This window comes from Aeromonas sp. S13(2024), from assembly GCF_041402405.1.
GTDB lineage: Bacteria > Pseudomonadota > Gammaproteobacteria > Enterobacterales > Aeromonadaceae > Aeromonas > Aeromonas veronii.
The window spans coordinates 343728-368144 of record NZ_JBGLRA010000002.1 but is presented as its reverse complement, the minus strand read 5'-3'; the positions used below and the strand labels follow the sequence as shown (position 1 = coordinate 368144).

The window sequence follows — 24417 nt, the reverse complement described above, 5'->3', positions numbered from 1 at the left end:
CGGTCAGGTGATCGGGGGATGACAGCTTGATGACAGTCAAATGACATCGGGTCGCCAGCAAGTGGCTGGGCACTGTGCGAATGGACTAAGCATCGCTACTTGAAGGCAATGTAAACTCGGGAAGTTAAAACCAAAAAGCGAAGGCCAACAGCTGTTGGCCTTCGACTGGCAGTTTATTGGTGGCTGTGTGTCTGGCGTGAACAAACCGCCGACCCTCACGCTTACTGCTTGGCTTCGGTCTTGCCGTCGAAGCTGGCGCTCCACTGGGCCAGGATGGCGTTGCGCTCGCGGGCTGCCCAGCTAAAGTCGTTGTCGATCATCTGGCCTTTGATATCCGCCGGATAGCCCGCTCTCGGTTGGGCTACATCGGGGATGGCGACCACGGCAAACGACTTGTTGTAGAGGGCGTTGGCCTGTTCGGTGGCGGCAAAGTCGAGCAGCTGTTTGGCGGCTTCCAGCTTGGGGGTGCCCTTGATGATGGCGGCTGCTTCCATATCCCAGCCCGACCCCTCTTTCGGGAACACCACCTCGATGGGGGCACCCTTGGCCTTGAGGCTGGTAGCCGGGAAGTCGAAGGAGATACCGATCACCGTTTCACCGCTGGCGGCCAGCTTGCAGGGGGCGGAGCCCGAGTGGGTGTAACGGTCGATGTTCTGGTGAAGGCCGTTCATGAATTGCCAGCCCTGCTGCTCGCCCATGGTCTGCAGCCAGCCCGCAACGCTCAGGTAACCGGTGCCGGAGGAGCTGGGGTTGGGCATGATCACCTTGCCCTTGTAGATGGGCTTGGTGAGGTCGGCCCAGCTGGTGGGGGCCGGGATCCCCTGTTTTTCCGCCTCTACCTTGTTGAAGCAGATGGCGCTGAAGAAGGCGTCCAGACCGATCCAGTGCGGCTCGGCCTTGCTGTCGCGAAAGCGGCTGTCGAGCTTCTCCAGTCCTTTCGGTGCATAGGCATTGAGCATCTGCTGCTGATCGAGCTGCATCAGGCTGGTGGCGGCCAGTCCCCATACCACATCCGCTTTGGGCTGCGCTTTTTCTGCCAGCAAGCGGGCGGTGACCACGCCGGTGGAGTCACGCACCCACTTGATGTTGATGTCCGGATGCTGGCGTTCGAACGCGGTTTTCAGCTCGTTGAGCTGCTCCGGTTCGAAGGCGGTGTAGACGGTGAGATCGGTCGCGGCCAGTGCCGGGGCGGTCATGGCAGCCAGCACGGCGGCGGCCAGCAGATGGGTTCCCTGTTTCATCCTCTTCTCCAGTTAAATTGGTTTGGTATAAACCAGATTGGTCGAGAGAGAGGCTAGGGGATCTTTATGACGTGACCGTGACAGCCCCGTGACGTTTTGCCTTTCCTGATTTGTCCGTGACTAATCTTGGGTATCCACCTCGATCTCCAGACTGTCGTGGCGCCAGTACTCCAGATCGAAGTCGAGCACCCGGCCGTGCTGATCGAAGTTGAGTCGCTCGAGGCGCAGGGCGGGCAGACCGGCGGTGGCCCCCAGCGCCTTGGCCACCTCGTCCGGCAGGGCGGTGGGGAAGAAACGCACCTGCATGCGGGCGTAGTGGAGATCGTAATGGGCCTGGTAGATCTCGGTCAGACTGCCGTTGAGATCCAGCTCCAGCAGGCCGGGCACCCGCTCTGGCAGGCAGTGGTTCTCGCAGTAGCAGATGGCGCGCCCGTTGGCGTAGCGCAGCCGCTTGAGCAAAAAGAGGCTGTCAAACGGCTTGAGCTGCAACTGCGCCATCAACGCGGGCGGCACCGCCTGGCGGTTTTTCTCCAGCAGCTCGGTGCGCGGCTCACCCCCTTGCTCCCGCACTATCTGGTGAAAGTTGGAGGTGCGTCTGGGGTTCAAGCGAAAGCGCGGCGGGGTGACAAACCAGCCGCGGCGATCCTCCCGATAGATAAGGCCGTTCGCCTCCAGCTGCACCAGCGCCTCGCGGATGGTAACCCGGGTGGTGCCATAGAGTTCCCCCAGCAGCCGCTCGGAGGGGAGCTTGTCGTTGGGGGCCAGCCCCCCCGCCAGGATCTGGTTGGCGAGGGCATCCTTGATCTGCAGATATTGCGGTTTGCTCATGAAAATCCCTGGTTTTGCAATAAGTTGTGCAATGAGTTGGGCACAGGGCAGGACACCTGCCCGGTCGTTAAAGGGCAGCATCAACATGCGTTGGTAGATACCAGCATCGCCCCTGTTGTTCAGGCTTCCTAGATTATCGCGATCCCGGCGCTGAAAATGAATTTTTTGTTGCACGTAGCGCCACCCCTTTGACCTTGGCGGGGCAGTTACCCACAATGCGCTCATTCTGGTATATACCAAAAGGAGCGAAGTCATGACCCATATTCCTGCGGCCCCTGCTGCCGTCGATTACCTGCTGCTGACCCCGGGCCCCCTCTCGACCACCGCGACGGTGCGCGCCTCCATGCTGCAAGACAGCTGCACCTGGGATGCGGACTACAACCAGGGTGTGGTGGAGCCCATCCGCCGCGAGCTGGTGCGGCTTGCAACTGGCCCTGAATATCAAAGTGACTACAGCGTCGTCTTGCTGCAAGGGAGCGGCAGCTATGTAGTGGAGAGCGTGCTGGGCTCGGCGATAGGCGTCGATGAGTGTCTGCTGATCATCAACAACGGCGCCTACGGTGCCCGCATGGGGGAGATGGCCCGCTGCCTTGGCCTGAGCCACCACGAGCTGGACTGCGGCGAGACCACCCGCCCGGAGCCCGCCGCCATCGAGGCGATGCTGGCGCGCCACCCCGAGATCACCCATCTGGCCATGGTGCACTGCGAGACCACCACCGGCATGCTCAACCCCCTTGAGGAGGTGGCTGTGCTCTGCCAGCGCCGCGGCATTCGCCTGATCGTCGATGCCATGAGCAGCTTTGGCGGTATCCCCATCGATATGGGGCGCCTTGGCATCGAGTTTCTTATCAGCTCGGCCAACAAGTGCATTCAGGGGGTACCGGGCTTTGGCTTCGTCATCGCCCGCCGCGCCGCGCTGGCGGCCTGCGCTGGTCGTGCCCGCTCTGTCTCCCTCGACCTGCATGCCCAGTGGCAGACCATGGAGCAGCAGGGGGGCAAGTGGCGCTTTACCTCGCCCACCCATACCGTGCTTGCCTTTGCCCAGGCCCTGCGCGAGCTGGACGAAGAGGGGGGCATTGAAGCCCGCCATCAGCGCTACGGCGAGAATCAGCGCACGCTGCTGGCGGGGATGGCTGCCCTCGGCTTTGCGCCACTGCTGCCAGAACAGTGGCAATCTCCCATCATCACCGCCTTCTACTCTCCGGCCCACCCTGACTACCGCTTCGCCGATTTCTACCAGCGGCTCAAGGCGCAGGGCTTTGTCATCTATCCGGGCAAGGTCTCCCAGGCCGATTGCTTCCGTATCGGCAATATCGGCGATGTGACCCCGGAGCGGGTGCGCGAGCTGCTCGCCGCCATGGCCAGCGCCTGTTACTGGCAAGAGGACGCGCAATGACCAGCATGCTGGCTCAGGGTCGTGATCTGCGTGGCCGCGATTTGCATGACCATAAGCTGCACGGCAGCGGCCGCGCCGACAGCGAAGGGGATATCAACCTCGGCGAGGGGCGGGCGCGCTGGTGGGCGGGCCAGAGCGAAGATGTACAGGCCGGATTGGCGGAGGATAGCCGCTACTTTCTCCATCAGGCACTCTCCACCCCCTGTCTGGATTTGATCGAGGGGGCGCAGGGGAGCTGGTTGACCAGTGTATCGGGCGCGCGTTACCTCGATTTTCACGGCAACAGCGTTCATCAGCTGGGCCACGGTCACCCCAGGGTGGTGGCCGCGGTGCAGCAGCAACTCGCCGATCTGCCGTTCGCGCCCCGCCGCTACACCCATCAGGTTGCCATCGACTGCGCCCGCACCCTGGCCGAGCTGGCCCCCGGCGATCTCAACCGGGTGCTGTTTGCCCCCGGCGGCAGCGAGGTGGTGGGGATTGCCCTGAAGCTCGCCCGTTTCATCACCGGCAATAGCAAGGTGGTGTCCCTGTGGGATGCCTTTCACGGCGCCTCTCTCGATGCCATCTCGGTCGGTGGCGAGGCCTGCTTTCGCGCCGGTATGGGCCCGCTGATGGCCGGGGTGGAGCGCATCCCGCCCCCCACCCGTTATCGCGGTGTCTGGTATCGCGGGGAGGGGGATGACCTGCACTACGCCGATTATCTGGAGTACGTCATCGAGAAGGAGGGAGGTGTCGGCGCCTTTATCGCCGAGCCGATCCGCAACACCGATGTACAGGTGCCCTCGAAGGCCTACTGGCAGCGGGTGCGGGAGATCTGCGATCGCCACAAGGTGCTGCTGATCGTCGACGAGATCCCCAATGCCCTGGGTCGCACCGGCCACTGGTTCAGCTTTGAAGAGTTCGGCATCGAACCTGACATCATCTGTCTGGGCAAGGGGCTGGGGGGCGGGGTGGTGCCGTTTGCCGCGCTCATTACCCGCGACAGGTTCAATCAGGCGGCAGCTATTTCACTCGGTCACTACACCCATGAGAAGAGCCCTATCGGCTGCGCGGCGGCCCTCGCGACCATCGCTACCATCCGTGAAGAGGGATTGCTGGCAAAAGCGCAGGAGGATGGCCGTTTTATGGCGGCAGAGCTAGCGACGCTTGCCCAGCGTTACCCGTTGATCGGGCAGGTGCGGGGTATCGGTCTTTTGTGGGCGCTCGATCTGGTGGTCGATCACCAGAGTCGCACCCGCAATAGCCAGGCCGCCGAGCAGCTGCTCTACCGCTGTCTGGAGCTGGGGCTCAGCTTCAAGGTCTCCCAGGGCAATGTCATCCAACTCTCGCCGCCGCTCAATATCGCTCGCGCCGATCTGGTGCGCGCCATTTCCATTCTCGATCGCGCCCTCGGCGAGATCGCACTTTCACCGAAACAGGAACCTCACCATGACTGACTTGCAGATTGCCATTCACCCGACCACCGACGTGGAGGCGCTGATCCTCGACTGGGCCGGCACCGTCGTCGATTTCGGCTCCTTCGCCCCCACCTCCATCTTCGTCGAGGCCTTCGCCCGCGCCTATGACTTCACCGTGACCCTGGATGAAGCACGCCAGCCCATGGGCCTTGGCAAGTGGGATCATATCGCCGCGCTGGGCCGTCTGCCCTCGGTGGATGCGCGTTGGCAGACCCGCTTCGGCCACCCCATGAGCCACGCCGAGGTGGACCACATTTATCACACCTTTATGCCGCTGCAGATTGCCGCCGTGACCCGCTTTGCCGCCCCCATCCCCGGTGTGCTGCCGGTGTTGGACGCTCTGCGGGTGCAGGGGATGAAAATCGGCTCCTGCTCCGGTTATCCCCGTCCGGTGATGGAGGCGCTGGTGCCAGCGGCGGCCGATCACGGCTATCGCCCGGATCACTGGGTCGCCACTGACGATCTCAAGGCAGGTGGTCGCCCCGGCCCCTGGATGGCGCTGGCCAACGTAATTGAGCTGGGAGTGAGCGCCGTGCATCGCTGCATCAAGGTGGATGACGCCGTGCCGGGTATCAGCGAAGGGTTGAACGCGGGCATGTGGACAGTGGGATTGTCGGTTTCCGGCAACGAGTTCGGTGCCACCTGGGACGAGTTTGCCGCCATGAGCGAGGCGGAGATCGCCGCCCGGCGCGCACCGGCCGAGGCCAAACTGCGGGCGGCGGGGGCGCACTATGTGATTGATACCCTGGCCGACATCGCCCCGGTTATCGCCGATATCAACCGCCGTCTGGCCGCTGGCGAGCGGCCGTAGGCCATCGGCGTGGTCTAACATAAGCGCTTGGCTGGCTGTAAATGCAATACGCCCCCATCCGGGGGCGTATTGCATTTACAGGGGGAAGTTGTGCGCAGTCAGCGGATATCGACCCGCATCAGGGGAGAGGGGGCGTTGTCGACAAAGTGGTGCCAGATATGGTCGTAGAGCGCCTTCTGGCCGGGGAAACTCACCAGCGCTTTTGCTTCGGCCAGGGAACACCAGCGATAGTCTGTGTGCTCGTCGTTGAGGGTCACTGCCTGATTGGCCGGGCAATAGACCACAAAGACCGGCACCACCTCCACCGTATTCAAGCTCGCATCGTAGAACTGCTCCAGATACTGGCCGTTGTAGAGTTCGGTGACCCGGATCCCCGTCTCTTCAGCAAACTCCCGAATAATGGTCTGCCAGCCGGTTTCACCCGCCTCCACCGTGCCCGCCACATGGCACCAGAAGCCCCCCTTGACCCGTTTCATCACCAGCAATTTTGTTTCGCCATCGACAGTGGTAAGGGCAACGCCGGAGACGGCCTTGCAGCGAATGGGGATCATGATCTTCTCTCCGGATTTGGGCTCTGTGATAGCCACGAACAGTGTGAAGGCGTGTTAATTGAAATACGCTTCGGCGGGCAGGCCCATGACCTCAATTTCATTCAGTCCATTTTTGGCCAGATAGTTGGCCACCAGATTGAACCCCACCCAGTAACCGGCATATTTGGGAAATGGCCGGTTATCACGGCAGTAGAAAAAGTCTAAATAGTTGAACTGCTTGCTGGATAGATTGGGTGTCATCTCTGCCAGGAGCGATTGCCAGTCATGTTGATGAGACTCCTTGAACAGCGAGGGGAGTGTGCCACCATTGAACCTCTGCTCAAAGTAGCAAGCCAGTCCTTCAAAAATCAGGGTTTCGGCCAGTGTTTCTGCTTCCACCTTGTTCTTCTTTTGCACGATATGGTGGACTTCGTGGGCCAGCACGGCAGGCAATTCGGTGATGATCACCTCTTTGATATCAGGCCGTTCCAGATCAAGCTGGAGTTCTATTCGATACATGTTGATGGCCCAGCCACCGATACCCGAGTCGGGAGCATCCCCCTCGGCAAAAGGGCTGAAGGTGACATCCAGTTGGGAGAGATCGAACAAGGCATTCAATTTGTGCGCCGTCTCGGCAAAAACGTGCCTAATGGTGTCATCGAGCCCATCGAATTTGCCCGAGTCGTTTAACAGGGTGAGTTGCATCCAGACATCCTTGTCTATTGAAAGAGAGTACTGAGCCACTTGCGTGGTCGCGGCGCCATATCACCACGATTACCCTCCTTCAATCAAGGGGTTACCCGCCCATTATGCTTGCCGTCTGGATCGCCTCGATCAGCGCGGCCCGGTTGATGCGAGGGCGCTCGCCATCGAGCAGTTGCTGCCACAGCGAAATGGCCTGCTTGTAGCGACCATGCAGGAAGTGATCGGAGGCAAGCAGCATCAGGGCGCTCACCTCGCCTTTGTCCTGCTTGAGGGCGCTCTCCAGCAGGCGGGTTGCCTCGGGAGTCAGCATCTGGCCCGCCTGATAGTAGAGCACAGTGGCTTGGGCGGCCTGAGTCGCCGCGCTGGCGCCCCCCTCCAGCAGAGCGAGGCGCTGGTAGGCGAGCAGGGCGTTGTCATATTCGCCCCGATAGAGATAGAGCTGGCCGAGCGCCGCCCAGCTGTCGAGATCGGCGGGGCTGCGCTGAAGCTTCTGATGCAGACTCCCCAGCTCCTTGTCCTGCAGATCCCGCGGGCTCAATCCCGCCAGCGGATTGGGGCGCGACTGATACGTCTGCCACGCCTGATAACGGCCGCTGCTAAGATACACAGCTGCAACGGCTACGAATGCCATGATGCCAAGCAGCAACAAGGCCCGCCCGTGCTGGTTATTGCGGCCGCGATTGTCACGCTGGCTGGCCAGTTGCGCGCGCAGGGCCAGCTCAGCCGCCGGGATGGCGTTGGCCAGGCGGGCGGCGCTCAGCTCCCTGTAGAGTGGTTGGTCGGGGGAGAGGCCTGCCTGCTCCCCGTGCATGATCAGCAAATTCAATTCGCTGCGCGGATCGGCGGCGGGTTGAGGGGGGGCCTCATCGATGGCCTTAACGGCAGGGATGGGTTGCGCCTTTGTGCGTGTCAGGCGGCGAAACAGGGTCAACAGTGCCAGCCCCAACAGCAGCGGGGGGCCGCCCCACAGCAGCGCCGTGCTGCTCTTGAAGGGGGGATCGTAGCGGACGAAATCGCCGAAGCGCTCCGTCATCCGGGCGATCACCTGCTCATCGCTCTGTCCCTCGTCCACCCAGCGGTATACCTCTAGCCGCAGATCCCGGGCGATGGGGGAGTTGGACTCCACCAGGTTTTGGTTCTGGCACTGGGGGCAGCGCAGGGCGCGGGCCACTTCCTGAGCGCGGGTTTGCAGCTCGGGGTGGCGAAACTGATAGGTATCGACCCCGCTGGAATATGCAGTGGCACTCAGCAGCATGCCGAGGGCCAGCAGGGCGCAGGCAAGAGAATGGCGCATCATGGCTGTGTCTCCCGAGCTGATGTTGCAATAGACGGCGCAATAAATGGCGCAATCGCGGGTGCCGTTGTGGCAGCCTTTATCTGCGCATCAGCTCGCGCCTGGTCGAGCAGGGGGGCAAACTGGCGTTGCCAGATCTCCCGGGTGAGCAGGCCGGTATGACGGGTCAGCAGGGTGCCGTCGCCGGCGAAGAGATAGGTCTCCGGCGTGCCGTAGACGCCGAGCTCAAGGGCCAGTTTGCCGTTGGGGTCGGCCAGTACGGCGCGATAGGGGTTGCCCGCCTGGATAAGCCAGGCGCGGGCGGCATCCCCCTTGTCCCGGTAGTTGAGACCGTAGAGGGGCACTGCTGCCGCGAGCTCGCTGAGCAGCGGATGCTCGGCGCGGCAGTTGGCGCACCAGCTGGCCCAGACGTTGAGCACAAAGGGCTCGCCTTTCAGTGCAGCGGTATCAATAAGCCCGCCATCCAGCAGATTGTCGCTCTGCCACACAGGCAGGGTACGGCCGAGCGTCGCCTCATCCTGGCTGTAGGGATTGTTGCCAAGGCCGAGCCAGAGCAGGATGCCGAGGCTCAGGGTCAGCAGCAGTGGAAGAAAGAGGCGCAGGCGGGATCTCATAACGCCTCCTGTTCGAGCCGGGGATGGGAGGTGCCAACCGCAACGGGGCGGGAGGCAAGCAAGGGGCGACGGGCGAGCAGGCGCAGGGTGCCGCCTGCCATCATCAACAGGCCACCGAACCAGATCCAGCGCACCAGCGGCTTGTAGTGCAGCCGCATGGCATAGGCATCTGGTCCCATCTTCTCACCCAGCACCACGTAGAGATCGCCGAGCATTCCCCACTCGATGCCGGGTTCATTCATGTTCATGGTGCGCACGCTGTAGTGGCGCCGCTCCGGCGTCAGCCGCGCCACCTCTTTACCGTTCTTGTGCACGCTAAGCGTGATGCGCTCGGCGGTGTAGTTGGGGCCGATCACCGGCTCGCGCCCCTCATAGCGAAACTCGAACGCGCCGAGCTGGTAGGGTTGGTTGGCACCGAGCACTGTACCCCCCTCCTGACTGTGGTGACTTACCTGCGCGATGCCTAGGGCACACACTGCCACCCCGAGATGGGCCAGCAGGCTGCCGAACCGATTGAGGGTGAGCTCACGCAGCGACGTCGGTTGCAAGAGCGGGAGCAGCAGTCTGGCCATCAGCCAGAGGCTCACCATATTGGCGAGGATGCCAATCCAGCTACCGGAAACCGCTCCCTGTTCCAGATAGGCAAGGCTAATGAGCCCGCCGCCAAGCAGGCCAAACAGCGGTGGCAACAGAGCGTTGAGTCGGGAATGTGGCGCAAGCTGCTGCCAGCGCAGGCGCGGCAGCTTGGTCATCAGTCCCATCAGGCATAGGGCCAGCGGCACGAAGATGGTATTGAAATAGGGGGCGCCCACCGACAGCGAGCCCAGATGGAGCGACTGGAACACCATGGGGTAGAAGGTGCCGAGCAGCACACTGGCGCAGGCCACGCAGAGCAGCAGGATAGCGGCGCCAAGCAGCCCCTCTTTTGACAGCAAGCCAAAGCGGGCATAGGGGGCGCGAATGTCTGCGCGCAGGGCAAACAGGGTGAGGGCGCAGGTCAATAGCAAACCGAGCAGCAACAAGAGGGTGAGGCCGCGGCTGGGGTCCACTGCAAAGGCGTGCACCGAGGTGAGCACCCCGGAGCGCACCACGAAGGTGCCGAGCAGGCTCAAGGCGAAGGTGAAGATGGAGAGCAACAGCACTGCGTGGCCGTAGGCGCCGCGCTTCTCGCAGACAATCAGGGCGTGCAGCAGGGCGGTGCCCAGCAGCCAGGGCAAGAGGGAGGCGTTTTCTACCGGATCCCAGAACCACCAGCCGCCCCAGCCGAGCTCGTAATAGGCCCACCACGAGCCCAGCACGATGCCGGCGGTGAGAAAGACCCAGGAGCCGAGCGCCCAGGGGCGGCTCCAGTGGGCCACGGCACCATCGAGCCGACCCGAGTGCAGCGCCGCCATGGCGAAGGCGAAGTTGACCGCAAAGCCGACGTAACCGAGATAGAGCAGGGGTGGATGGATGATAAGGCCGATATCCTGCAGCATGGGGTTGAGGTCGCGCCCCTCCAGCGGCCCCGGGAACTGGCGGTCAAACGGGCTGGAGAAGATCAGGGTATAGAGGCCGAACAGCCCGACGATCAGCCCCATGATGGCCAGTACCCGGGCTGTGATCAGCGGATCGACCCGCTTGGAGCAAAGGGCCACCAGGGCGCCCCACAGCCCCAGCGCAAACACGAAGAACAGCATGGAGCCCTCGTGGCCGCCCCACACCGCCGCCAGCTTGAAGCCAAGCGGCAGGGCGCTGTTGGCGTGTTGGGCCACATAGCTGACGGTGAAATCATCCTGGGCAAAACAGCTGGCGAGCAGCAGCAGGGAGGTCAACAGCAGGATGGCATTGATCAGCGCCAGCGGTTTTGCGCAGCCGAGCAGCGGGCGTGAGGCGAGCCGCAATCCCAGCCAGGGCAGCAGCCCTTGCAGCAGGGCGAGCCCGGTCGCCAGCAACAGTGAGAGATAGCCGAGCTCCGCCAGCACATAACCTCCGGTTCAATCTTTGATCTCATTCATGTCATGGCACACACGCCGCGTCGTCTCCCTTTGGCGGAGAACATTGCCAAGCAACGGGTGTGGCATCACCAGAAATTCATTGGGCCAGCAACAAACCAGCGCCAGTCACCCGAGGGCGGCTGGCGCTGGTGATCATATCTTTAAACGACCGTCATCTGGCCGGCATAGAGCACGAAGTAGCGCAGCAGCAGGATCCCCACCAAGGTCAAGCTGCAGACCAGCACCAGATGGCCGTTTCGCTCCCGCAGGGGCGCCGGGGCCAGCAGAGCCAGCAACTGGGGCAGCAGCATGCCGATGCCTACCACCCCGAGCCAGAACACCTGAGCCCAGAAGCCGCTGCCGATGGCCGCCCACATCGCCACCTCTTTCTGGCCGCCACCGAAGTAGAGGCCGGTAAAGAAGCAGACCAGCAGCAACACCTCCACCGCCAGCACGGGTCGCTCGAAGCGATGCACGAAGTTCACCCCCTGGCTGTGGTGGTTCTCCTTGAAGAGCGTCACCGCCAGCAAGATGGTGGAGGCGATACCTGAGCTGATGCCCGAGACCAGAAACAGCACAGGCAGTACCGGGTTGTTCAAGAGCGGATAGGTCTTGAGCGCCGAGAGCAGAAAGCCGGTGTAGGCCCCCAGCAGCACGGCGAGCAGCAGCAACAGCGGCGCCAGCAGCCGCTCGATGCGGGCAAGCCAGCCAATCAGCCCATCCACAAGAGCGAACTTCTCTTTCAGCAACCGGTGGCGCAGGGTCTCGATCTCGGCCCGAAACACCACCGCCAGCCAGGCGAACAGCACCGCCATATAGAGCTGAAACAGCATGACCCCCATCGACATCACTGAGTCGAACTGGTAGTGGAACATCAGCTTCCAGAAGGTCCAGGGGCGGGCCAGATGGAAGATAAGGATCAGTAACCCCAGGATCACGCTCGCTGGCGCCAGAATGGCGGTTGCCTTGATGATGCCGCTCTCGCTGCCTGCCCCCTTGCGGCGCAGCAGCACCGAGAGGGTGGTGGCCCCGGCGGAGATGCCGAGCAGGAACAGATAGATAGCGATGGGCCAGTCCCAGACAAGTGAAGGGAAGTGAAATGCGTCATGCAACATGATCCATTCCTCCCTCTGTCAAAGCAGTAGATGGCGATGGGGCAAATCCCCACACCAGCGAGGGGAAGTGAAATGCCGCTTGTATGGTCATGACGTTATCTCCCCTTTGGGCACGCGGTACATCTTGGGCGAGGTGCCGAGTGCCTGCTTGTAGCGATAGGTGGTCTCTTTCACCAGCCGTTTGGCGATGGGGCTGTCCGGATCATCCAGATTACCGAACACCAGCGCCTTGGTGGGGCAGGACTCCACGCAGGCTGGCTCCTTGCCCGCCGCCAGGTTGGTCTTGCGGCAAAAGTCGCACTTGTCTGCCACTCGGGTGACCGGGTTGATAAAGCGCACCTGATAGGGGCAGGCGGCGAGGCAATACATGCAGCCGACGCAGAGATCCGCGTCGACATCGACGATGCCATCCTCCTTGCGGATATGGGAGGCGCCGGTGGGGCAGACATGCACGCAGGGGGCGTTGTCGCAGTGCTGGCAGGACTTGCGAAAGAAGCAGTACTCGGCGTCGGGAAATTCACCGATGGGGCCTGAACGGATGATCTCGAGGCGCGAGACCCCTTCCGGCACTTTGTTGACCTCCCGGCAGGCATCCATGCAGGCGGTGCAGCCGATGCAGGCCGTCTCATCGTGGATCATGCCATAGCGGACCCCGTCGATGGTCTGGCTGTGGGCGAGGGGTGTGGCAAGGGAGCGAGTCGGCCCCGTCATCATGATAAGGGCCCCCGCGCCCATGCCCGCCATAAAGTCACGGCGAGAGCAGCTCATGAGGCCTCCTTGCCGGTAGCCGGTTTGGACTGCTCCTGCCGGGCCTTGCTGGCCTCATGCTGCTTGCTGTGGCAGTCGACGCAGAGCTTGATTCGGGATTTTTCCGGGATCCCCACCATGGGCTCCTTGGCCGGATGCAACTGGTGACAGCTGGTGCAGGTGAGCTTGGTGGCGTGCACATCGTGGGCCCAGAGCGCCTCGCGCAGCTCTTTGGGCTCGTGGCAGCTCATGCAGACTCCATTCTGCTCGCTGATGGGATAAAGCTTGATGCTCTCTTTATCCTTCAGGCTGTGGCTAAAACGCATCACATCCTTGACCCCTTCCCGGTGCTGGGGGGAGGGCTGGCCGTGGCAGTTGGTGCAGGTCACCGGCTTGAGGTTGTTGGGATTGGTCGCCTGACCATGCTTGCCGTGCATCCCTTCGCTCTGCTCCTTGTGACAGTCGGTGCAGGCCTTGTCGGGATTGCGTAAAAATTCCACCTCATGTGTAGCTGGAACAGGGGCTACTGCCGGCTCGGCCGCCTGACCCTGCAGGCTTGTGAGCAGCATGGCTGCCATCAGCATCAGTCGTAAAAAATCCATCGTTAAATCACCCATAGGAAGCCTCCATCCGCTGCGGGCCCGACTTGGCGCCGGGCCCGCAGGCGCCGTTACTGTGCCAGCCGTCCGGCCGCTTTGGCCTCGGCATCCCAGGCGGGGACCGTGGTCTTGAGGAACTGGGCCTTGTCGCTGTTGAACTGCTTCATATCCATGCCAAGGGCCGCTTGCGCTTTCTCCTTGGTGGAAATGTCGGTGATGGCGATTTCGTGGCTGATCCCCTTGCTGGCCAACAGGCGGGCCAGCTTGGTGCGGGCGTCAGCGGCTTTATCCAGCGCGCTGCCAAGTACCTTGAGGGCCACTTCGGGGGCGTGCATCTGCACCCCGTGGGAGGCGATGGCGTAGTCCCAGCGCCACTGGGCGTGCCGGATGTCCTGCAGAATATCCTTCATCTCTGCCTCGGTGGCGCCGGCATCCCAGGCCGCCTTGGCTTCAAAGTGGGCGTGTACCAGCTGCTTCTCGACCTTCAGCTTGGTTTCGATTACCGCCTCTTTGCGCTGTTTGACGATCCCTTGCAGCATCTCCTTGCTCTGGGTGTGGCAGTTGCGGCAGGTCTGTTCGAAACGATCGAAGGGGTTCCCCACCTTGTGATCGGTGTAGACCTTGCCCTGCTCGTTCTGCACCTTGGGCATGTGGCAGTCGACACAGGCGACGTTGTTCTGGCCGTGAATGCCGGCGCGCCAGGTCTCGTACTCGGGGTGCTGGGCTTTCAGCATAGGGGTTTTGGAGAGGGCATGGGGCCAGTCGGCAAAGCCGATTTCATCGTAATAGGCCTCCATCTGCTCAACCGTGGTGCCCTTGTCCCAAGGGAATTTGACCGCCTTGGTGGGGCCGCTGAAGTAGTACTCCACGTGGCACTGACCGCACACCTGGGACTGCTGATCAAAGCGCCCCTGCTCCTTGAACGGCTTGCCGATGGCGGTCATGGCCCGATCGGCATAGGGACGGGAGAGGTGCAGGGCAGGTTTGCCCTCCTTGAACTCCTTCGAGGCGGTGTCGTGGCAGTCGGCGCAGCCGATGGTGTTGACTACTTCCGGCCCACCTTTTGCCCACATCCCCTTGAAGTAGCCATCCTCACCCTTCTCGTCGATGACGCGGGCCACATCCGGGCCTTTGCAGCTCCAGCAGGCCATGGGCAGGGGGCCATCTTCGGCTGTTTTCGGGGCGCCGGTACGCAGGGTTTCCCGAACATCGGTCAGCGCATAGAAGTGACCGCGCGGCTTGTTGTAATCCTTGGCGAAGGGGTAACCGCCCCACAGCACCACCATATTGGGATCTTCCGCCAGCGCATCGGTGCGCTCCTTGCTTTCGCTGGTGGCTTGCCAGCTGGTGAACTGATCGGCGTGATCCTTGGCGAACAGCTCGCTGCGCGCCTCTATCTTGCCATTGGTGGTTGCGTCATCAGCCAGTGCCCAGCCGCTTGCACCAAGCAAGCTGGTCAGCAGCAGGGCGGCGAGGCCCAGTTTGGTCTGTCTGTTGTGTGAACTCACGATCATCACTCCCGAATCAATCTCATTGCCAGGCCCGCGCCATCCTTGCGGTGGACATAGACTCCCGAGAGTGCGGGAGCAGACAGGCCGATTCATTTCATTGTTATTGGTGAATAAAAATTACGAAATTATGCAATTGCTCGAAGTGGATATTACCAAATGGGTAAAATGAATAATGATTTATCAGGCGCTGATTTGCGCCAGATCAATTAGCTAGGGAGGTAAAGTGCGGAAATGAGACCTTGGTTAAATTATGCGTTGACTCAACTGATTGAGCTGCACTATCAAGATTTATTCATTTTCGACAGGTGACATTGATTGCTACGCTTGATATGGCAAGGGTTGGTGAAAAATATGACATGTAATTTATCTATTTATGGGTGTATTTTATAATTTGAATATTTATTCAATGTCGCGCCCTTTGTCGACTAGCGCCATGGAACCTTGGAAATGAAAGAGCCGGCAATTGCCGGCTCTTTGTTTATCTCTGCGTGGATTGTTTTTATGCGGCCGCAAGGGCCGGGGATTCAGGCCAACGCCTGGGCCAGCAGGTGGATCGGATGTTCACAGCGGAAGCTGGTGCTCATCTCGATCTGCCATTTGCAGGTCTCGCAGTCGGTGATCACCAGATCGGGGGAGAGGCGGTTGATCTGATCAAATAGCCCCTCACCGATGGTCTGGCTGGTCTGGTAGTTCTCCGACTTGAAGCCGTAGGTGCCGGCGATGCCGCAGCACTGGGACTCCAGTACCGTTACCTTGACCCCGGGAATGGCGCGCAGCAATTCGAGGGTGTAGATGACGCCCCCCATTTTTTCCATGTGGCAGGGGGTGTGGTAGGCGATGTGCAGATTGAGCGGCTTCATCGTCGGTTTGTTGCCCTTGTAGAACTCGTTCCACAGGAAGCGGGTCACCAGCGAGATGCGATCCCGTACCTTGTGGTTATCCTGCTCCAGCAGGTGGGGATATTCATCGCGCAGGGTAAAGCCGCAGGTGGAGGAGGTGGCCAGCAGCGGCATCTCGTTGCCCAGCAGGGAGTTCTCCATCTGCTTGATATTGAAGGCTGCCTGCTGCTTGGCCTTGTCCATGAAGCCGTTGGCAATCAGCGGCACGCCACAGCACTTCTCCCGTTCAAGCAGCTGCACACCGATGTTCATGGCGTTGAGCACCTGCACCAGCTCCTTGCCAAGCTGAGGATGGTTGTAGTTGACATAGCAGCCGTGGAAATAGGCTATTTGGCGCTCATAACGGGCCTGAGATTCTTTTTGCTTCTTGTACCAGCTGCGGAAGGTGCCCTGGGAGTATTTGGGCAGGTCGCGGTGGGAGGAGACACCCAGCGCCTTGTCCAGCACCAGCTTCATCGGCTTGAGGCCGGTGGTGAAGTTGACCACCGGGGCCATCAGGGTAGACATGCTGCCCATCAGATCGGTGTGGGAGAGGACGAACTCGCGGATCCCCGGTTTGAAACCGCTGTACTGATGCTTGGCCTTGGCAATGATGTCGCCGATGCGCACCCCGCTCGGGCAGGCTACTTCGCAGCGTTTGCAGTTGGTGCAGTGCTTGAGGGCGCTGTCAAAGAGCTCGGGGCTCTTGATCCGCAGCCGCTCGCCATCCGGGCCCGCCTGTTTCGGGCCGGGGTAGGCGGGGTTGGCCTTGGCCACCGGGCAGTAGGCGGTACAGACGGTGCATTTGATGCACTGATCGAAAGTTTGGTTGGCGTGATCCAGTAGCATGTCAGTTCTCCTCCCGGCGATGATGAAGACACGGGATATGGGACGTAGTAATCATTGGGCCGCGTCCAGAATATGGCCGGCAGCCTGCCAGCCGGTGGCAACGGCAACGCCGGAGCCTGAGCCCTCTTTAATGGGGTCGTAATGGGCCAAGACACTGCCCGCGCCATAGAGGTTGGCGAGTGGCTTGCCGCCGCGCAGCACCCGCAGCTTGTCGTCGGTCTTGACCCCGAAGCCCATGAAAGGGTGGTGATCGAACAGGCGGCGACCGGCCCAAGCGTCACGCTCCTCCAGACTCAGCACATCGGCATCGAAGATGGGCTCGCGAATGCCACGCAGACGGGATTCCAGCCCGCGGCTGAAGAAGCTGCCGGAGGCAAGCACGAAGTTGTCCGCCTCGAACAGCTGATCATCGCCATTCTGGGTATGTACGCCGACCACCCGGTCACCTTCGTAACGGGCGCCCAGCACCCGCTCGCTGGTGAGGAAGGTGCCGCCAAGGGCCATAAAGCGGCGCTTGAGCGCCTCCTGCATCCGCATACCTATCAGAGACGGCGGCATGGTGGCCACTTCCTTGATGGTGCAGCCGGTGCGCTGCTCCAGCTCCGCCAGACGCGGGCCTACCAGCCCCAGCGACAGGCAGGCGGGCAGCACGATATGGCGGCAGCCGGGTACACCGCTCTCCTGCACCATGCGGCTGATCTCGCGGGCCAGATCGGCCACCAGATGATGCTTGTCACACAGGCGCGCGATGTCGGCTGAGCGAAACTCGTGGGGATTGCGGCTGAATTCGGCCAGCTGGGGCAGGCGGATTTCGCCGGTCAGAATACGGCAGTGGGCAAAGCGCGGATGGGTCGCCAGATTGGCGGCCGCCAGTGCCGGATGAAAGTCGCGAAAGCCCTCGAGGGTGGCCAGCAGCAGCACGTCCGGGATCGGCGCATCGGTGACGCAAGCACAGGTATCGGGGGAGAGCCAGGTGCGCTTGAGGGTACCGATGGGGGTCAGGCGCTGGTGATTGGTGTCGTGGCGAACCAGCGGCAACCCCTGCTCGGCGCAGTGGCGCTGCAGATCGGCCAGGCTCGCTTCGATATTCTGCATTCCGACTTTGCTGTAGGGGTGATCCGGATGGGCAGCCATAAAGGCGGGCAGGGCGGCGCGGGGATCTCCCTCGCTTTCGAGCAGATCGACCGAGCCGGAGGAGAAGTGCAGCGCGCTCTGGCCGGAGGCCATCAGCAGGGTCTTCTGGCCTGCCTCTACCAGCCGCAGGGCGGCCGAGAGTCCCGCCATACCACCGCCGATAACGATATTGTCAAACTTCATGACGGCTCTCCTTGTGAGTGGTCTCGCTGGTTGGGCCGCGTGGGGTATCGGCAACCAGCTGCGGCGCCGTCCATTCTCCCAAGCCAAACAGCCCTTCGTAGATCCAGTAGGTGAACTCGGCCTCGCGCAGGGCATCGCCCCACAGGACGGGGCGGGTTCCCTTGTAACGCTCCTCGAGGAACTGGCGCAGCATGACGCAGGCCTGACGACCGTCAGCCTTGCCATACTCCTGCATCAGACCGGCGGCGCGGTAGGCGCAGAGCTCGCCCTGACAGGGCCCCATCCCCAGACGGGTGCGGCGGCGCAGATCGATGAGGTTGTCCACATCCAGCTCGCGCAAGGCGTATTCGATTTCGCCCGCGGTGACCATTTCGCACTCGCAGATCAGGGCGTTGGCCTTGGGATTGTCACGGAAGAAGGCGATGACCCGCTCGCCGTGGCGGTATTGGGCTGAGCCTTCGACCGGCACCGAGAGACCGGGAGCGGAGACCTTTTCCGGATCCCGCGAGCCGGGCAGGCTCAGTTCGGCGGTCTGGCAGGGTTTGCTGTTGCCGAGTTTCTTGGCCAGCAGATCGGTGGCCCACTCCGCCATCAGGCGGTAGGTCATCAGCTTGCCGCCGGTGATGGTGTTGAACCCCTTGAGACCGTCGCGCTCGGCGTGATCCAGCAGCACGATACCGCGGCTGATGTTGCGGCCGGTGTCGTCACCGTCCACCGCCACCAGCGGGCGTACCCCGGCGTAGGCGCGCAGCAGACGGGTGCGGGCCATGATGGGGGCGAGCTTGATCCCCTCGCGCAGCAACACTTCGACCTCTTCGGGCTCGACGGTAAGCTGGTCAATCTTGTTGTAATCGATGCGACTGGAGGTGGTACCGATGAGGGAGATGGTATCGCCCGGCACCAGAATGTCCGCATCCGCCGGTTTGCGGGCGCGGTTGAGCACCAGCTGGTTGATGCGGTAATCCATGATGAGCAGGGAGCCCTTGGCCGGGAACATGCGGATGCCGAGATCGGCATATTCGCAAATTTGCTGGCCCCAGATGCCGGCGGCGTTGATCACCTCCTGACACTCCACCTCGAACGCTTCGCCGGTTCGGGTGTTGATGGCCTTGACCCCGTGCACCCGATCCTGAGTGCGGAGCAGCCCCAGCACCTTGCAGTGGGTGAAGATGCGCGCGCCATGTTCTTTGGCATCCAGCACGTTGGCCGCGGCGAGGCGGAACGGGTCGATCGTGCCATCCGGTACATGGATGGCGCCGATCATCGCCGGGTTGGCGTTGGGCTCCATGCGCAGGGCTTCACCGGGATCGAGCTGGCGGGTTTCGATACCGGCCAGGGCGCAGGCATCCATAAAGGTGGTTTGGAAATTGATGTCATCTTCCGGCAGGGTGAGGAAGAGGCCGCCCGTGTCCTCGACACAGTGGCTGGCGATCCGCTTGAGGATGCGGTTTTCCTGGATGCATTCGCGGGCGGACTCCTGATCCGTCACCGCGTAGCGGGCACCGGAGTGGAGCAGGCCGTGGTTGCGACCGGTGGTGCCGGCGGCGATATCATCGCGCTCGAGCAGGATGCAGTCGATGCCGCGCAGTGCGCAATCGCGCATGATGCCGGCCCCTGTGGCACCGCCGCCTATGATGACGACTTGTGTAGTTATTCTTTTCATTGTTGCCCGTCTCATCTCTTCCAGATGAGGCCAGTGTGGCCTACTTCTGAGTGGAAATGTTTGATATGGGCCAAATTTGCGCTCGCAAACGCTCATTTGCTCGCGCGTTAATGAGCATTATGTGACATTTGTCACGCTTGTTATCGCAGCGGTTTGTGGGCTGGTGGCGAATAACAGGCACAAAAAAGGGGCATCTGATGCCCCTGTCACTGTTTGACGAGTCTGGTGGGTGTGTGATGCGTCAGCCGCAGCACTTCTTGTGCTTTTTGCCGCTGCCACAGGGGCAGGGATCGTTGCGGCCGGTTTTGAGGGGGGCCGGATCCTGCTCTCCCTCGGTGTAGACCCAGCGTCCCTGATAACGCACGAAGCGGGAACGCTCATGGAGGCAGTGACGCTCATCCCCCTCCAGAAACCAGGCTTTGAACTCCACCATCCCGGTTTCATCCTCCGGGCCGCCCTGGCTGGCGATGATCTCGAGACCATCCCAACGGGTGTCGATGCGTGAAAGCTCTTCGGCGGTGAGGCCGCCAAGGTGGGCCGGGTGCCAGCTATGGACCAGATACTCCCCCAGACTGAGCACAAAAGCGCTGTAGCGAGAGCGCATCAGCTGTTCCGGGGTGTCAGCCACAGCGCCACTGTGATGTGAGCCACAGCACAATTCGAGAGAAAGGGTTGAGCCGCAAGGACAAAGATTCATGATTTTCACGTTCTGGCCGATTTGTTTAAGGGAATTGTAACGAAAGCTGGGCTCGCCCTGCCAGCACCTATACTGATGAGTAAGCAAGGAATTCCAATAAAAACAGCTGCAAGGATGTGAAAGATGACGCTAAAGCAGAAAATCCTGTTACTGGGTGCAGTACCCGTGCTGCTGATGGCCCTGGTGGTCAATCTCAGTAACTACATGGTCTCCAAGCGCGATCTGGAGTCTGATCTGGTGGTGGCGAGGGAAAATGCCATCAAAGAGCGTAAAGCGCTGCTCAGCAGTTACATCATGATGGCCAAAACCGCCGTCGATGCCGTGTATTCTCTGCCGGATTCTCCGGAAAATCGTCAAAAGGTCAAAGAGTTGCTCAGACCGCTGCGTTACAGCAGTGATGGCTACTTCTTTGTCTATGACTTCGAGGGCAACACCATACTGTTGCCGGTGCGTACCGAGCTGGAGGGGAAAAACCGCTGGAACGACAAGGATGCCAAGGGCAAGTTGCTGATCCAGGAGATCCTCAAGTCGGCCCGTCAGGGGGATGGATTTACCGAATACTGGACGGCCAAGCCCTCCATCGGTCGCGATGCACCTAAACTGGCCTTTACTCTGGTGCTGGACAAATACCAGTGGGCCATTGGCACCGGTTTTTATATCGATGATATCGACAACGAACTTGCAGCCTTGCGGGCAGAGCGCGAGAGCAACATGCATGCCTCGTTGCAGAGCAGTGTGCTGGTGATCCTGCTGATCCTCGGTATCACCCTGGCGGCGACCGTTATTGTGGGCAACCGGGTCACCAAGCCGCTGGCGGATGCGGTACTGGCATTGAACGATATCGCCAACGGCGACGGGGATCTGACCCAGCGCCTCAAGGTGCAGAGCCAGGATGAGATTGGCCAGCTGGCCAGCGCTTTCAACCGCTTTGTCGAGCGGATCCAGTCGGTGGTAAGTCAGGTGGGCGAGACCAGCAACCACCTCTTTAGCGCGGTCGACAAGTTGCACCATCTGAGCGAGCACTATGACCATCAGATGCAGGGTCACAGTCGCGAGACCGATCAGGTGGTCACAGCGGTGACCGAAATGAGCTCCACCGCGCAGGAGGTGGCGGCCAGTGCCTCCAATGCCGCGACGGCAACCAGCGATGCGGCCCGTGAATCGGACGCCGCCCGGGGTGTGGTGAGCGGGGCCATCAACAGTATCAACCGGCTGGTGGGGGAGGTGCATACTGCCTCCGGCGTTATCGAACAATTGGCGCAAGAGACCGCCAAGATCGGCTCGGTGGTGGAGGTCATTCGCGGCATTGCCGAACAGACCAACCTGCTGGCGCTGAACGCTGCCATCGAGGCGGCCCGTGCCGGTGAGCAGGGACGCGGCTTTGCGGTGGTGGCGGACGAGGTGCGTTCGCTGGCCGGTCGTACCCAACAAAGCACCAAGGAGATCAACGAGATGCTGCAACGTCTGCAGGGCGGGGTGAAGCAGGCGGTGGAGGTGATGCAGGCGAGCGAGGATCGCAGCCAGGAGACGGTGCAGGAGGCGAGCCATATCGCCAGCTCCCTCGACAGCATGGTGATGGCGGTCAGTACCATCAACGACATGAACATCCAGATCGCCACCGCCGCCGAGGAGCAACACGCGGTATCGGAGGAGATCAACAAGAACCTGGTGGCCATTCAGCAGATTGTCAGCGAGCTGACCAGCGCGGCGGTGGAATCCAACAGCACCACCCGCGATCTGGCCAATACCGGTGACAAATTGCGCAAACTGGTCTCGCAATTCCGTTATTGATCTTGCAATGGTCCGTGACGGCAACCACAAGATGCGGCCTGACCCCCGGTTCAGGCCGCACTTTATTTGGGGATTGACCAATAATGTGTGAAAATTGCCAGCCTCTTTTTTTCAGCCTTTGCCCCATACCCTATGAATGAGATCGTGAAAGGTAGTATCGATTTGATCCGGCAGCTCAACTACGGCCTGGTCTATGCCAGCCTGGAAGAGCACAAGGAGCTGTCGCGCACCGATCTCTCCCGCCTGACCGGTCTCTCGCCAGCCAGTATCACCAAGATCACCCGGGAACTGCTCGATGGGGGGCTGGTGGTTACCTGTGGTGAAAGTTCGGTGGGGCGCGGCCGTCGTCAGACCTTGCTGCGCATTAACGAGCGCCGCTTCCAGTTTCTCTCCATGCGTCTTGGCCGTGGTTACGTGGATATGGCGCTGTTTGACTTCTCCGGTCGCTCGCTGGCTCGCCAGCGCCACCTCTTTACCGAGGAGGAGCGCGCCGATCTGCTGGGCAGTCTGGTGCATGCCATCAAGGTGTTTTTGCCGAGAAAGTCCCTCAGTCTGGCCTGTATAGCCCTCTGTCTGCCAGGTCAGGTAGAGCGCCACTCCGGCATGGTCAAGCACTTCCCCTTTTACGATCTGCGCAACTGGCCCCTTGGCCCGACTCTGCAACAGGCGTTCTCGGTACCTGTGCTGGTGAGCGGAGACGTGCGCACCTGGATCCAGGCCGAGCGAGAGTGGGGGGCTGCCAAGAATTGCGCCGATGCGGTGCTGGTGTTTGTCCACAACGACATCGGGGTTGGCATGGTGGTCAATGGCCAGCTCATCGAGAGCGAGAATGCGCTGCTCGGCGATCTCAGCCACCTGCAGCTCGAGCCCTATGGCCAGCGCTGCTACTGCGGCGGTTTTGGCTGCGCCTGCACCCTGGTGACCAATCAGGCGCTGGAGGCGCAATACCGGGATCTGCGCGAGCGGATGCAGGAGCACGACTTGCCCGAGAGCGTCACCATCCGCGAGCTGTGCGAGCTGGCGCTGGCGGGCAACGGCCTCTGTCAGGATATTCTCCATCAGGCGGCGGGTCGCCTCTCCAAGGTGCTCTCCAATCTCATCTGCCTGCTCAATCCGGGCAAGCTGCTGCTAGGGGGGGAGATCACCCGTGCCGATCGGCTGCTGTTCCCCATGCTGCACCAGTCGCTAGCCAGCCAGTTGCCCGCCGAATATCTGGTGCGGCTGCAGATTGAATCCACCCACTTCTACGAAGATCCCACCAAGCCCACTTCGGTGCAGGTGCACAAGGCACTGCGCGATGGCAGCCTGTTGCTGGAGCTGCTGCGCAGCTGTCAGGAGTCTTAAGGCAAGAGGAGTTGGCTCTGCGTCTGGCGAAAGGGGCAGGGATTGCTGTTCCGCCAGCACGTAACTCGGTACAATCTTGCGCTTTTCCGGCAGTCCCCTGTTATCGCGCCCTGTGGCGCCATGACATGTTGGCACCGCTTCCGTTCCTGTTTTGACTCCAGTTGTGAACCTAGATGAAGCCTGTTCCTGATCACGCCGTCAACCGCCTGCGGGCCTGGCGCAAGAGTATCTCTACCCGACCGTTTCTTGCCCGTGGCGGCACCCTGGCCCGCTGTCCGGCCTGTCAGCTGCGCGAGGATTGGTGTGCCTGCGAGTGGCGCCCCGAACTCAAAGCGGAGGCCGGTTTCTGCCTGCTGATGTATGACAGCGAGCCGATGAAGCCCTCCAACACCGGTCGCCTGATCGCCGATGTGTTGCCGGATACCACCTGGGCGTTTCTCTGGTCGCGCACCCAGCCCCATCACGAGCTGCGGGCCCTGCTGGCCGATCCCGCCTGGCAGCCCTATGTAGTCTTTCCCGCTTGCGAGAAGGAGCCTGCCCGCCTGACCGGCGAGGTGACGCTGGCACCGGGTAAAAAACCGCTCTTTATCCTGCTCGACGGCACTTGGCCGGAGGCGCGCAAGATGTTCAACAAGAGCCCCTATCTGGACGGTTTTCCGGTGCTCGCCATCAAACCCGATACGCTTTCTACCTACGGCATGCGGGTCGCCAACTGCGATGAGCACCTCTGCACCGCCGAAGTGGCGGCCTGCGTGCTGGAAGTGGCGGGAGAGCTCAAGGCGGGGCAGGCACTGCAGCACTGGTTCAACTTGTTCAGCAGCCGCTACATGGCCGGTCGGGTCAGCCGTTTCCCCGGTGCCGATGAGGATCATCTCTGTGAGGCGCTGGCGGCCATCAAGGAAGCGAACGTCGCTTCAACGGCTTGCTAACGGGCCCTCTGAGCTCAAATTAATGAAAATAAGGAATCAATTGGCTGCCACTGTTTCGTTAGATTCATGGTCAGTGGCTCGCTAGGATAGCGGACAGCCTGTGCAGACCCCCGCACAACGTCGTT

21 protein-coding genes are annotated in these 24417 nt (G+C 61.4%); 6 read left to right on the top strand and 15 right to left on the bottom strand.

Annotated features, from left to right (window positions below; all coding sequences use genetic code 11):
- Nucleotides 1–221: 221 nt before the first annotated feature.
- Nucleotides 222–1241 (bottom strand): putative 2-aminoethylphosphonate ABC transporter substrate-binding protein, encoded by a 1020-nt coding sequence (locus ACB042_RS05480; protein WP_043824248.1) that lies wholly within the window; start codon nucleotides 1239–1241, stop codon nucleotides 222–224.
- 120 nt (nucleotides 1242–1361) lie between these two features.
- Nucleotides 1362–2069: a phosphonate utilization transcriptional regulator PhnR gene (gene phnR, locus ACB042_RS05475; RefSeq protein ID WP_162519648.1), complete on the bottom strand. Its 708-nt coding sequence runs from the start codon at nucleotides 2067–2069 to the stop codon at nucleotides 1362–1364.
- A gap of 253 nt (nucleotides 2070–2322) precedes the next feature.
- On the opposite strand from phnR, the gene phnW reads away from it, so the two are divergent.
- From phnW to phnX, 3 genes are read left to right on the top strand one after another with little or no spacing between them, the layout of a single operon-like run.
- The gene (phnW, locus tag ACB042_RS05470; protein WP_371177985.1) at nucleotides 2323–3465 is read left to right on the top strand and encodes a 2-aminoethylphosphonate--pyruvate transaminase; all 1143 of its coding nucleotides are present in this window, start codon (nucleotides 2323–2325) and stop codon (nucleotides 3463–3465) included.
- Nucleotides 3462–4901 (top strand): aspartate aminotransferase family protein, encoded by a 1440-nt coding sequence (locus tag ACB042_RS05465; protein WP_371177984.1) that lies wholly within the window; start codon nucleotides 3462–3464, stop codon nucleotides 4899–4901. The genes phnW and ACB042_RS05465 overlap by 4 nt, the downstream gene beginning before the upstream one ends.
- A complete protein-coding gene (gene phnX / locus ACB042_RS05460) occupies nucleotides 4894–5733 on the top strand; it encodes a phosphonoacetaldehyde hydrolase (protein WP_371177983.1) in 840 nt (279 codons plus the stop codon). The genes ACB042_RS05465 and phnX overlap by 8 nt, the downstream gene beginning before the upstream one ends.
- Nucleotides 5734–5831: 98 nt before the next feature.
- On the opposite strand, the gene ACB042_RS05455 is transcribed toward phnX, so the two are convergent.
- The 13 genes from ACB042_RS05455 to ACB042_RS05395 all read right to left on the bottom strand — a co-directional run bounded on the left by ACB042_RS05455 (nucleotide 5832) and on the right by ACB042_RS05395 (nucleotide 20228).
- Nucleotides 5832–6284: an NUDIX pyrophosphatase gene (locus ACB042_RS05455; RefSeq protein WP_371177982.1), complete on the bottom strand. Its 453-nt coding sequence runs from the start codon at nucleotides 6282–6284 to the stop codon at nucleotides 5832–5834.
- Between the two features lie 54 nt (nucleotides 6285–6338).
- Nucleotides 6339–6968, bottom strand: a complete 630-nt coding sequence (locus ACB042_RS05450) for a DUF2268 domain-containing putative Zn-dependent protease (RefSeq protein ID WP_371177981.1) — start codon at nucleotides 6966–6968, stop codon at nucleotides 6339–6341.
- A gap of 91 nt (nucleotides 6969–7059) precedes the next feature.
- Nucleotides 7060–8265, bottom strand: a complete 1206-nt coding sequence (nrfF, locus tag ACB042_RS05445) for a heme lyase NrfEFG subunit NrfF (protein ID WP_371177980.1) — start codon at nucleotides 8263–8265, stop codon at nucleotides 7060–7062.
- On the bottom strand, nucleotides 8262–8876 hold the full coding sequence (locus ACB042_RS05440) for a DsbE family thiol:disulfide interchange protein (RefSeq protein WP_371177979.1): 615 nt from the start codon (nucleotides 8874–8876) through the stop codon (nucleotides 8262–8264). The genes nrfF and ACB042_RS05440 overlap by 4 nt, the downstream gene beginning before the upstream one ends.
- On the bottom strand, nucleotides 8873–10840 hold the full coding sequence (nrfE, locus tag ACB042_RS05435) for a heme lyase NrfEFG subunit NrfE (RefSeq protein WP_371177978.1): 1968 nt from the start codon (nucleotides 10838–10840) through the stop codon (nucleotides 8873–8875). Before nrfE ends, ACB042_RS05440 begins: the two co-directional genes overlap by 4 nt.
- Before the next feature lie 173 nt (nucleotides 10841–11013).
- Entirely contained in the window at nucleotides 11014–11967 is a 954-nt protein-coding gene (nrfD, locus tag ACB042_RS05430; protein ID WP_371177977.1) for a cytochrome c nitrite reductase subunit NrfD, read from the bottom strand.
- 87 nt (nucleotides 11968–12054) lie between these two features.
- Complete coding sequence (gene nrfC, locus ACB042_RS05425) at nucleotides 12055–12735, bottom strand: cytochrome c nitrite reductase Fe-S protein (RefSeq protein ID WP_371177976.1); 681 nt, start codon at nucleotides 12733–12735, stop codon at nucleotides 12055–12057.
- Entirely contained in the window at nucleotides 12732–13331 is a 600-nt protein-coding gene (gene nrfB, locus ACB042_RS05420; protein WP_213388712.1) for a cytochrome c nitrite reductase pentaheme subunit, read from the bottom strand. The genes nrfC and nrfB overlap by 4 nt, the downstream gene beginning before the upstream one ends.
- Nucleotides 13332–13384: 53 nt before the next feature.
- Nucleotides 13385–14827, bottom strand: a complete 1443-nt coding sequence (gene nrfA / locus ACB042_RS05415) for an ammonia-forming nitrite reductase cytochrome c552 subunit (protein ID WP_371177975.1) — start codon at nucleotides 14825–14827, stop codon at nucleotides 13385–13387.
- Between the two features lie 521 nt (nucleotides 14828–15348).
- Complete coding sequence (glpC, locus tag ACB042_RS05410; protein ID WP_371177974.1) at nucleotides 15349–16551, bottom strand: anaerobic glycerol-3-phosphate dehydrogenase subunit GlpC; 1203 nt, start codon at nucleotides 16549–16551, stop codon at nucleotides 15349–15351.
- A gap of 51 nt (nucleotides 16552–16602) precedes the next feature.
- Entirely contained in the window at nucleotides 16603–17868 is a 1266-nt protein-coding gene (gene glpB, locus ACB042_RS05405) for a glycerol-3-phosphate dehydrogenase subunit GlpB (protein ID WP_371177973.1), read from the bottom strand.
- Entirely contained in the window at nucleotides 17858–19531 is a 1674-nt protein-coding gene (gene glpA / locus ACB042_RS05400) for an anaerobic glycerol-3-phosphate dehydrogenase subunit A (RefSeq protein WP_371177972.1), read from the bottom strand. Before glpA ends, glpB begins: the two co-directional genes overlap by 11 nt.
- A 241-nt stretch (nucleotides 19532–19772) precedes the next feature.
- A complete protein-coding gene (locus ACB042_RS05395; protein ID WP_083250005.1) occupies nucleotides 19773–20228 on the bottom strand; it encodes a YchJ family protein in 456 nt (151 codons plus the stop codon).
- 123 nt (nucleotides 20229–20351) lie between these two features.
- On the opposite strand from ACB042_RS05395, the gene ACB042_RS05390 reads away from it, so the two are divergent.
- From ACB042_RS05390 to ACB042_RS05380, 3 genes are all read left to right on the top strand, one after another.
- Complete coding sequence (locus ACB042_RS05390) at nucleotides 20352–22019, top strand: methyl-accepting chemotaxis protein (RefSeq protein ID WP_069529311.1); 1668 nt, start codon at nucleotides 20352–20354, stop codon at nucleotides 22017–22019.
- Between the two features lie 132 nt (nucleotides 22020–22151).
- Nucleotides 22152–23363: an ROK family protein gene (locus ACB042_RS05385; RefSeq protein ID WP_042055876.1), complete on the top strand. Its 1212-nt coding sequence runs from the start codon at nucleotides 22152–22154 to the stop codon at nucleotides 23361–23363.
- Between the two features lie 173 nt (nucleotides 23364–23536).
- Complete coding sequence (locus tag ACB042_RS05380; protein WP_371177971.1) at nucleotides 23537–24292, top strand: tRNA-uridine aminocarboxypropyltransferase; 756 nt, start codon at nucleotides 23537–23539, stop codon at nucleotides 24290–24292.
- The last annotated feature ends 125 nt before the right edge of the window (nucleotides 24293–24417 follow it).

What these genes read in the sequence shown, in the direction of transcription:
- glpB (WP_371177973.1), bottom strand. Translation starts at nt 17,868, where the DNA reads ATGAAGTTTGACAATATCGTTATCGGCGGTGGTATGGCGGGACTCTCG.
- nrfA (WP_371177975.1), bottom strand. Translation starts at nt 14,827, where the DNA reads ATGATCGTGAGTTCACACAACAGACAGACCAAACTGGGCCTCGCCGCC.
- nrfD (WP_371177977.1), bottom strand. Translation starts at nt 11,967, where the DNA reads ATGTTGCATGACGCATTTCACTTCCCTTCACTTGTCTGGGACTGGCCC.
- nrfB (WP_213388712.1), bottom strand. Translation starts at nt 13,331, where the DNA reads ATGGGTGATTTAACGATGGATTTTTTACGACTGATGCTGATGGCAGCC.
- ACB042_RS05390 (WP_069529311.1), top strand. Translation starts at nt 20,352, where the DNA reads ATGACGCTAAAGCAGAAAATCCTGTTACTGGGTGCAGTACCCGTGCTG.
- ACB042_RS05440 (WP_371177979.1), bottom strand. Translation starts at nt 8,876, where the DNA reads ATGAGATCCCGCCTGCGCCTCTTTCTTCCACTGCTGCTGACCCTGAGC.
- ACB042_RS05455 (WP_371177982.1), bottom strand. Translation starts at nt 6,284, where the DNA reads ATGATCCCCATTCGCTGCAAGGCCGTCTCCGGCGTTGCCCTTACCACT.
- ACB042_RS05395 (WP_083250005.1), bottom strand. Translation starts at nt 20,228, where the DNA reads ATGAATCTTTGTCCTTGCGGCTCAACCCTTTCTCTCGAATTGTGCTGT.
- ACB042_RS05385 (WP_042055876.1), top strand. Translation starts at nt 22,152, where the DNA reads ATGAATGAGATCGTGAAAGGTAGTATCGATTTGATCCGGCAGCTCAAC.
- ACB042_RS05465 (WP_371177984.1), top strand. Translation starts at nt 3,462, where the DNA reads ATGACCAGCATGCTGGCTCAGGGTCGTGATCTGCGTGGCCGCGATTTG.
- nrfC (WP_371177976.1), bottom strand. Translation starts at nt 12,735, where the DNA reads ATGAGCTGCTCTCGCCGTGACTTTATGGCGGGCATGGGCGCGGGGGCC.
- glpC (WP_371177974.1), bottom strand. Translation starts at nt 16,551, where the DNA reads ATGCTACTGGATCACGCCAACCAAACTTTCGATCAGTGCATCAAATGC.
- ACB042_RS05380 (WP_371177971.1), top strand. Translation starts at nt 23,537, where the DNA reads ATGAAGCCTGTTCCTGATCACGCCGTCAACCGCCTGCGGGCCTGGCGC.
- nrfF (WP_371177980.1), bottom strand. Translation starts at nt 8,265, where the DNA reads ATGATGCGCCATTCTCTTGCCTGCGCCCTGCTGGCCCTCGGCATGCTG.
- phnW (WP_371177985.1), top strand. Translation starts at nt 2,323, where the DNA reads ATGACCCATATTCCTGCGGCCCCTGCTGCCGTCGATTACCTGCTGCTG.
- ACB042_RS05450 (WP_371177981.1), bottom strand. Translation starts at nt 6,968, where the DNA reads ATGCAACTCACCCTGTTAAACGACTCGGGCAAATTCGATGGGCTCGAT.
- glpA (WP_371177972.1), bottom strand. Translation starts at nt 19,531, where the DNA reads ATGAAAAGAATAACTACACAAGTCGTCATCATAGGCGGCGGTGCCACA.
- ACB042_RS05480 (WP_043824248.1), bottom strand. Translation starts at nt 1,241, where the DNA reads ATGAAACAGGGAACCCATCTGCTGGCCGCCGCCGTGCTGGCTGCCATG.
- phnX (WP_371177983.1), top strand. Translation starts at nt 4,894, where the DNA reads ATGACTGACTTGCAGATTGCCATTCACCCGACCACCGACGTGGAGGCG.
- phnR (WP_162519648.1), bottom strand. Translation starts at nt 2,069, where the DNA reads ATGAGCAAACCGCAATATCTGCAGATCAAGGATGCCCTCGCCAACCAG.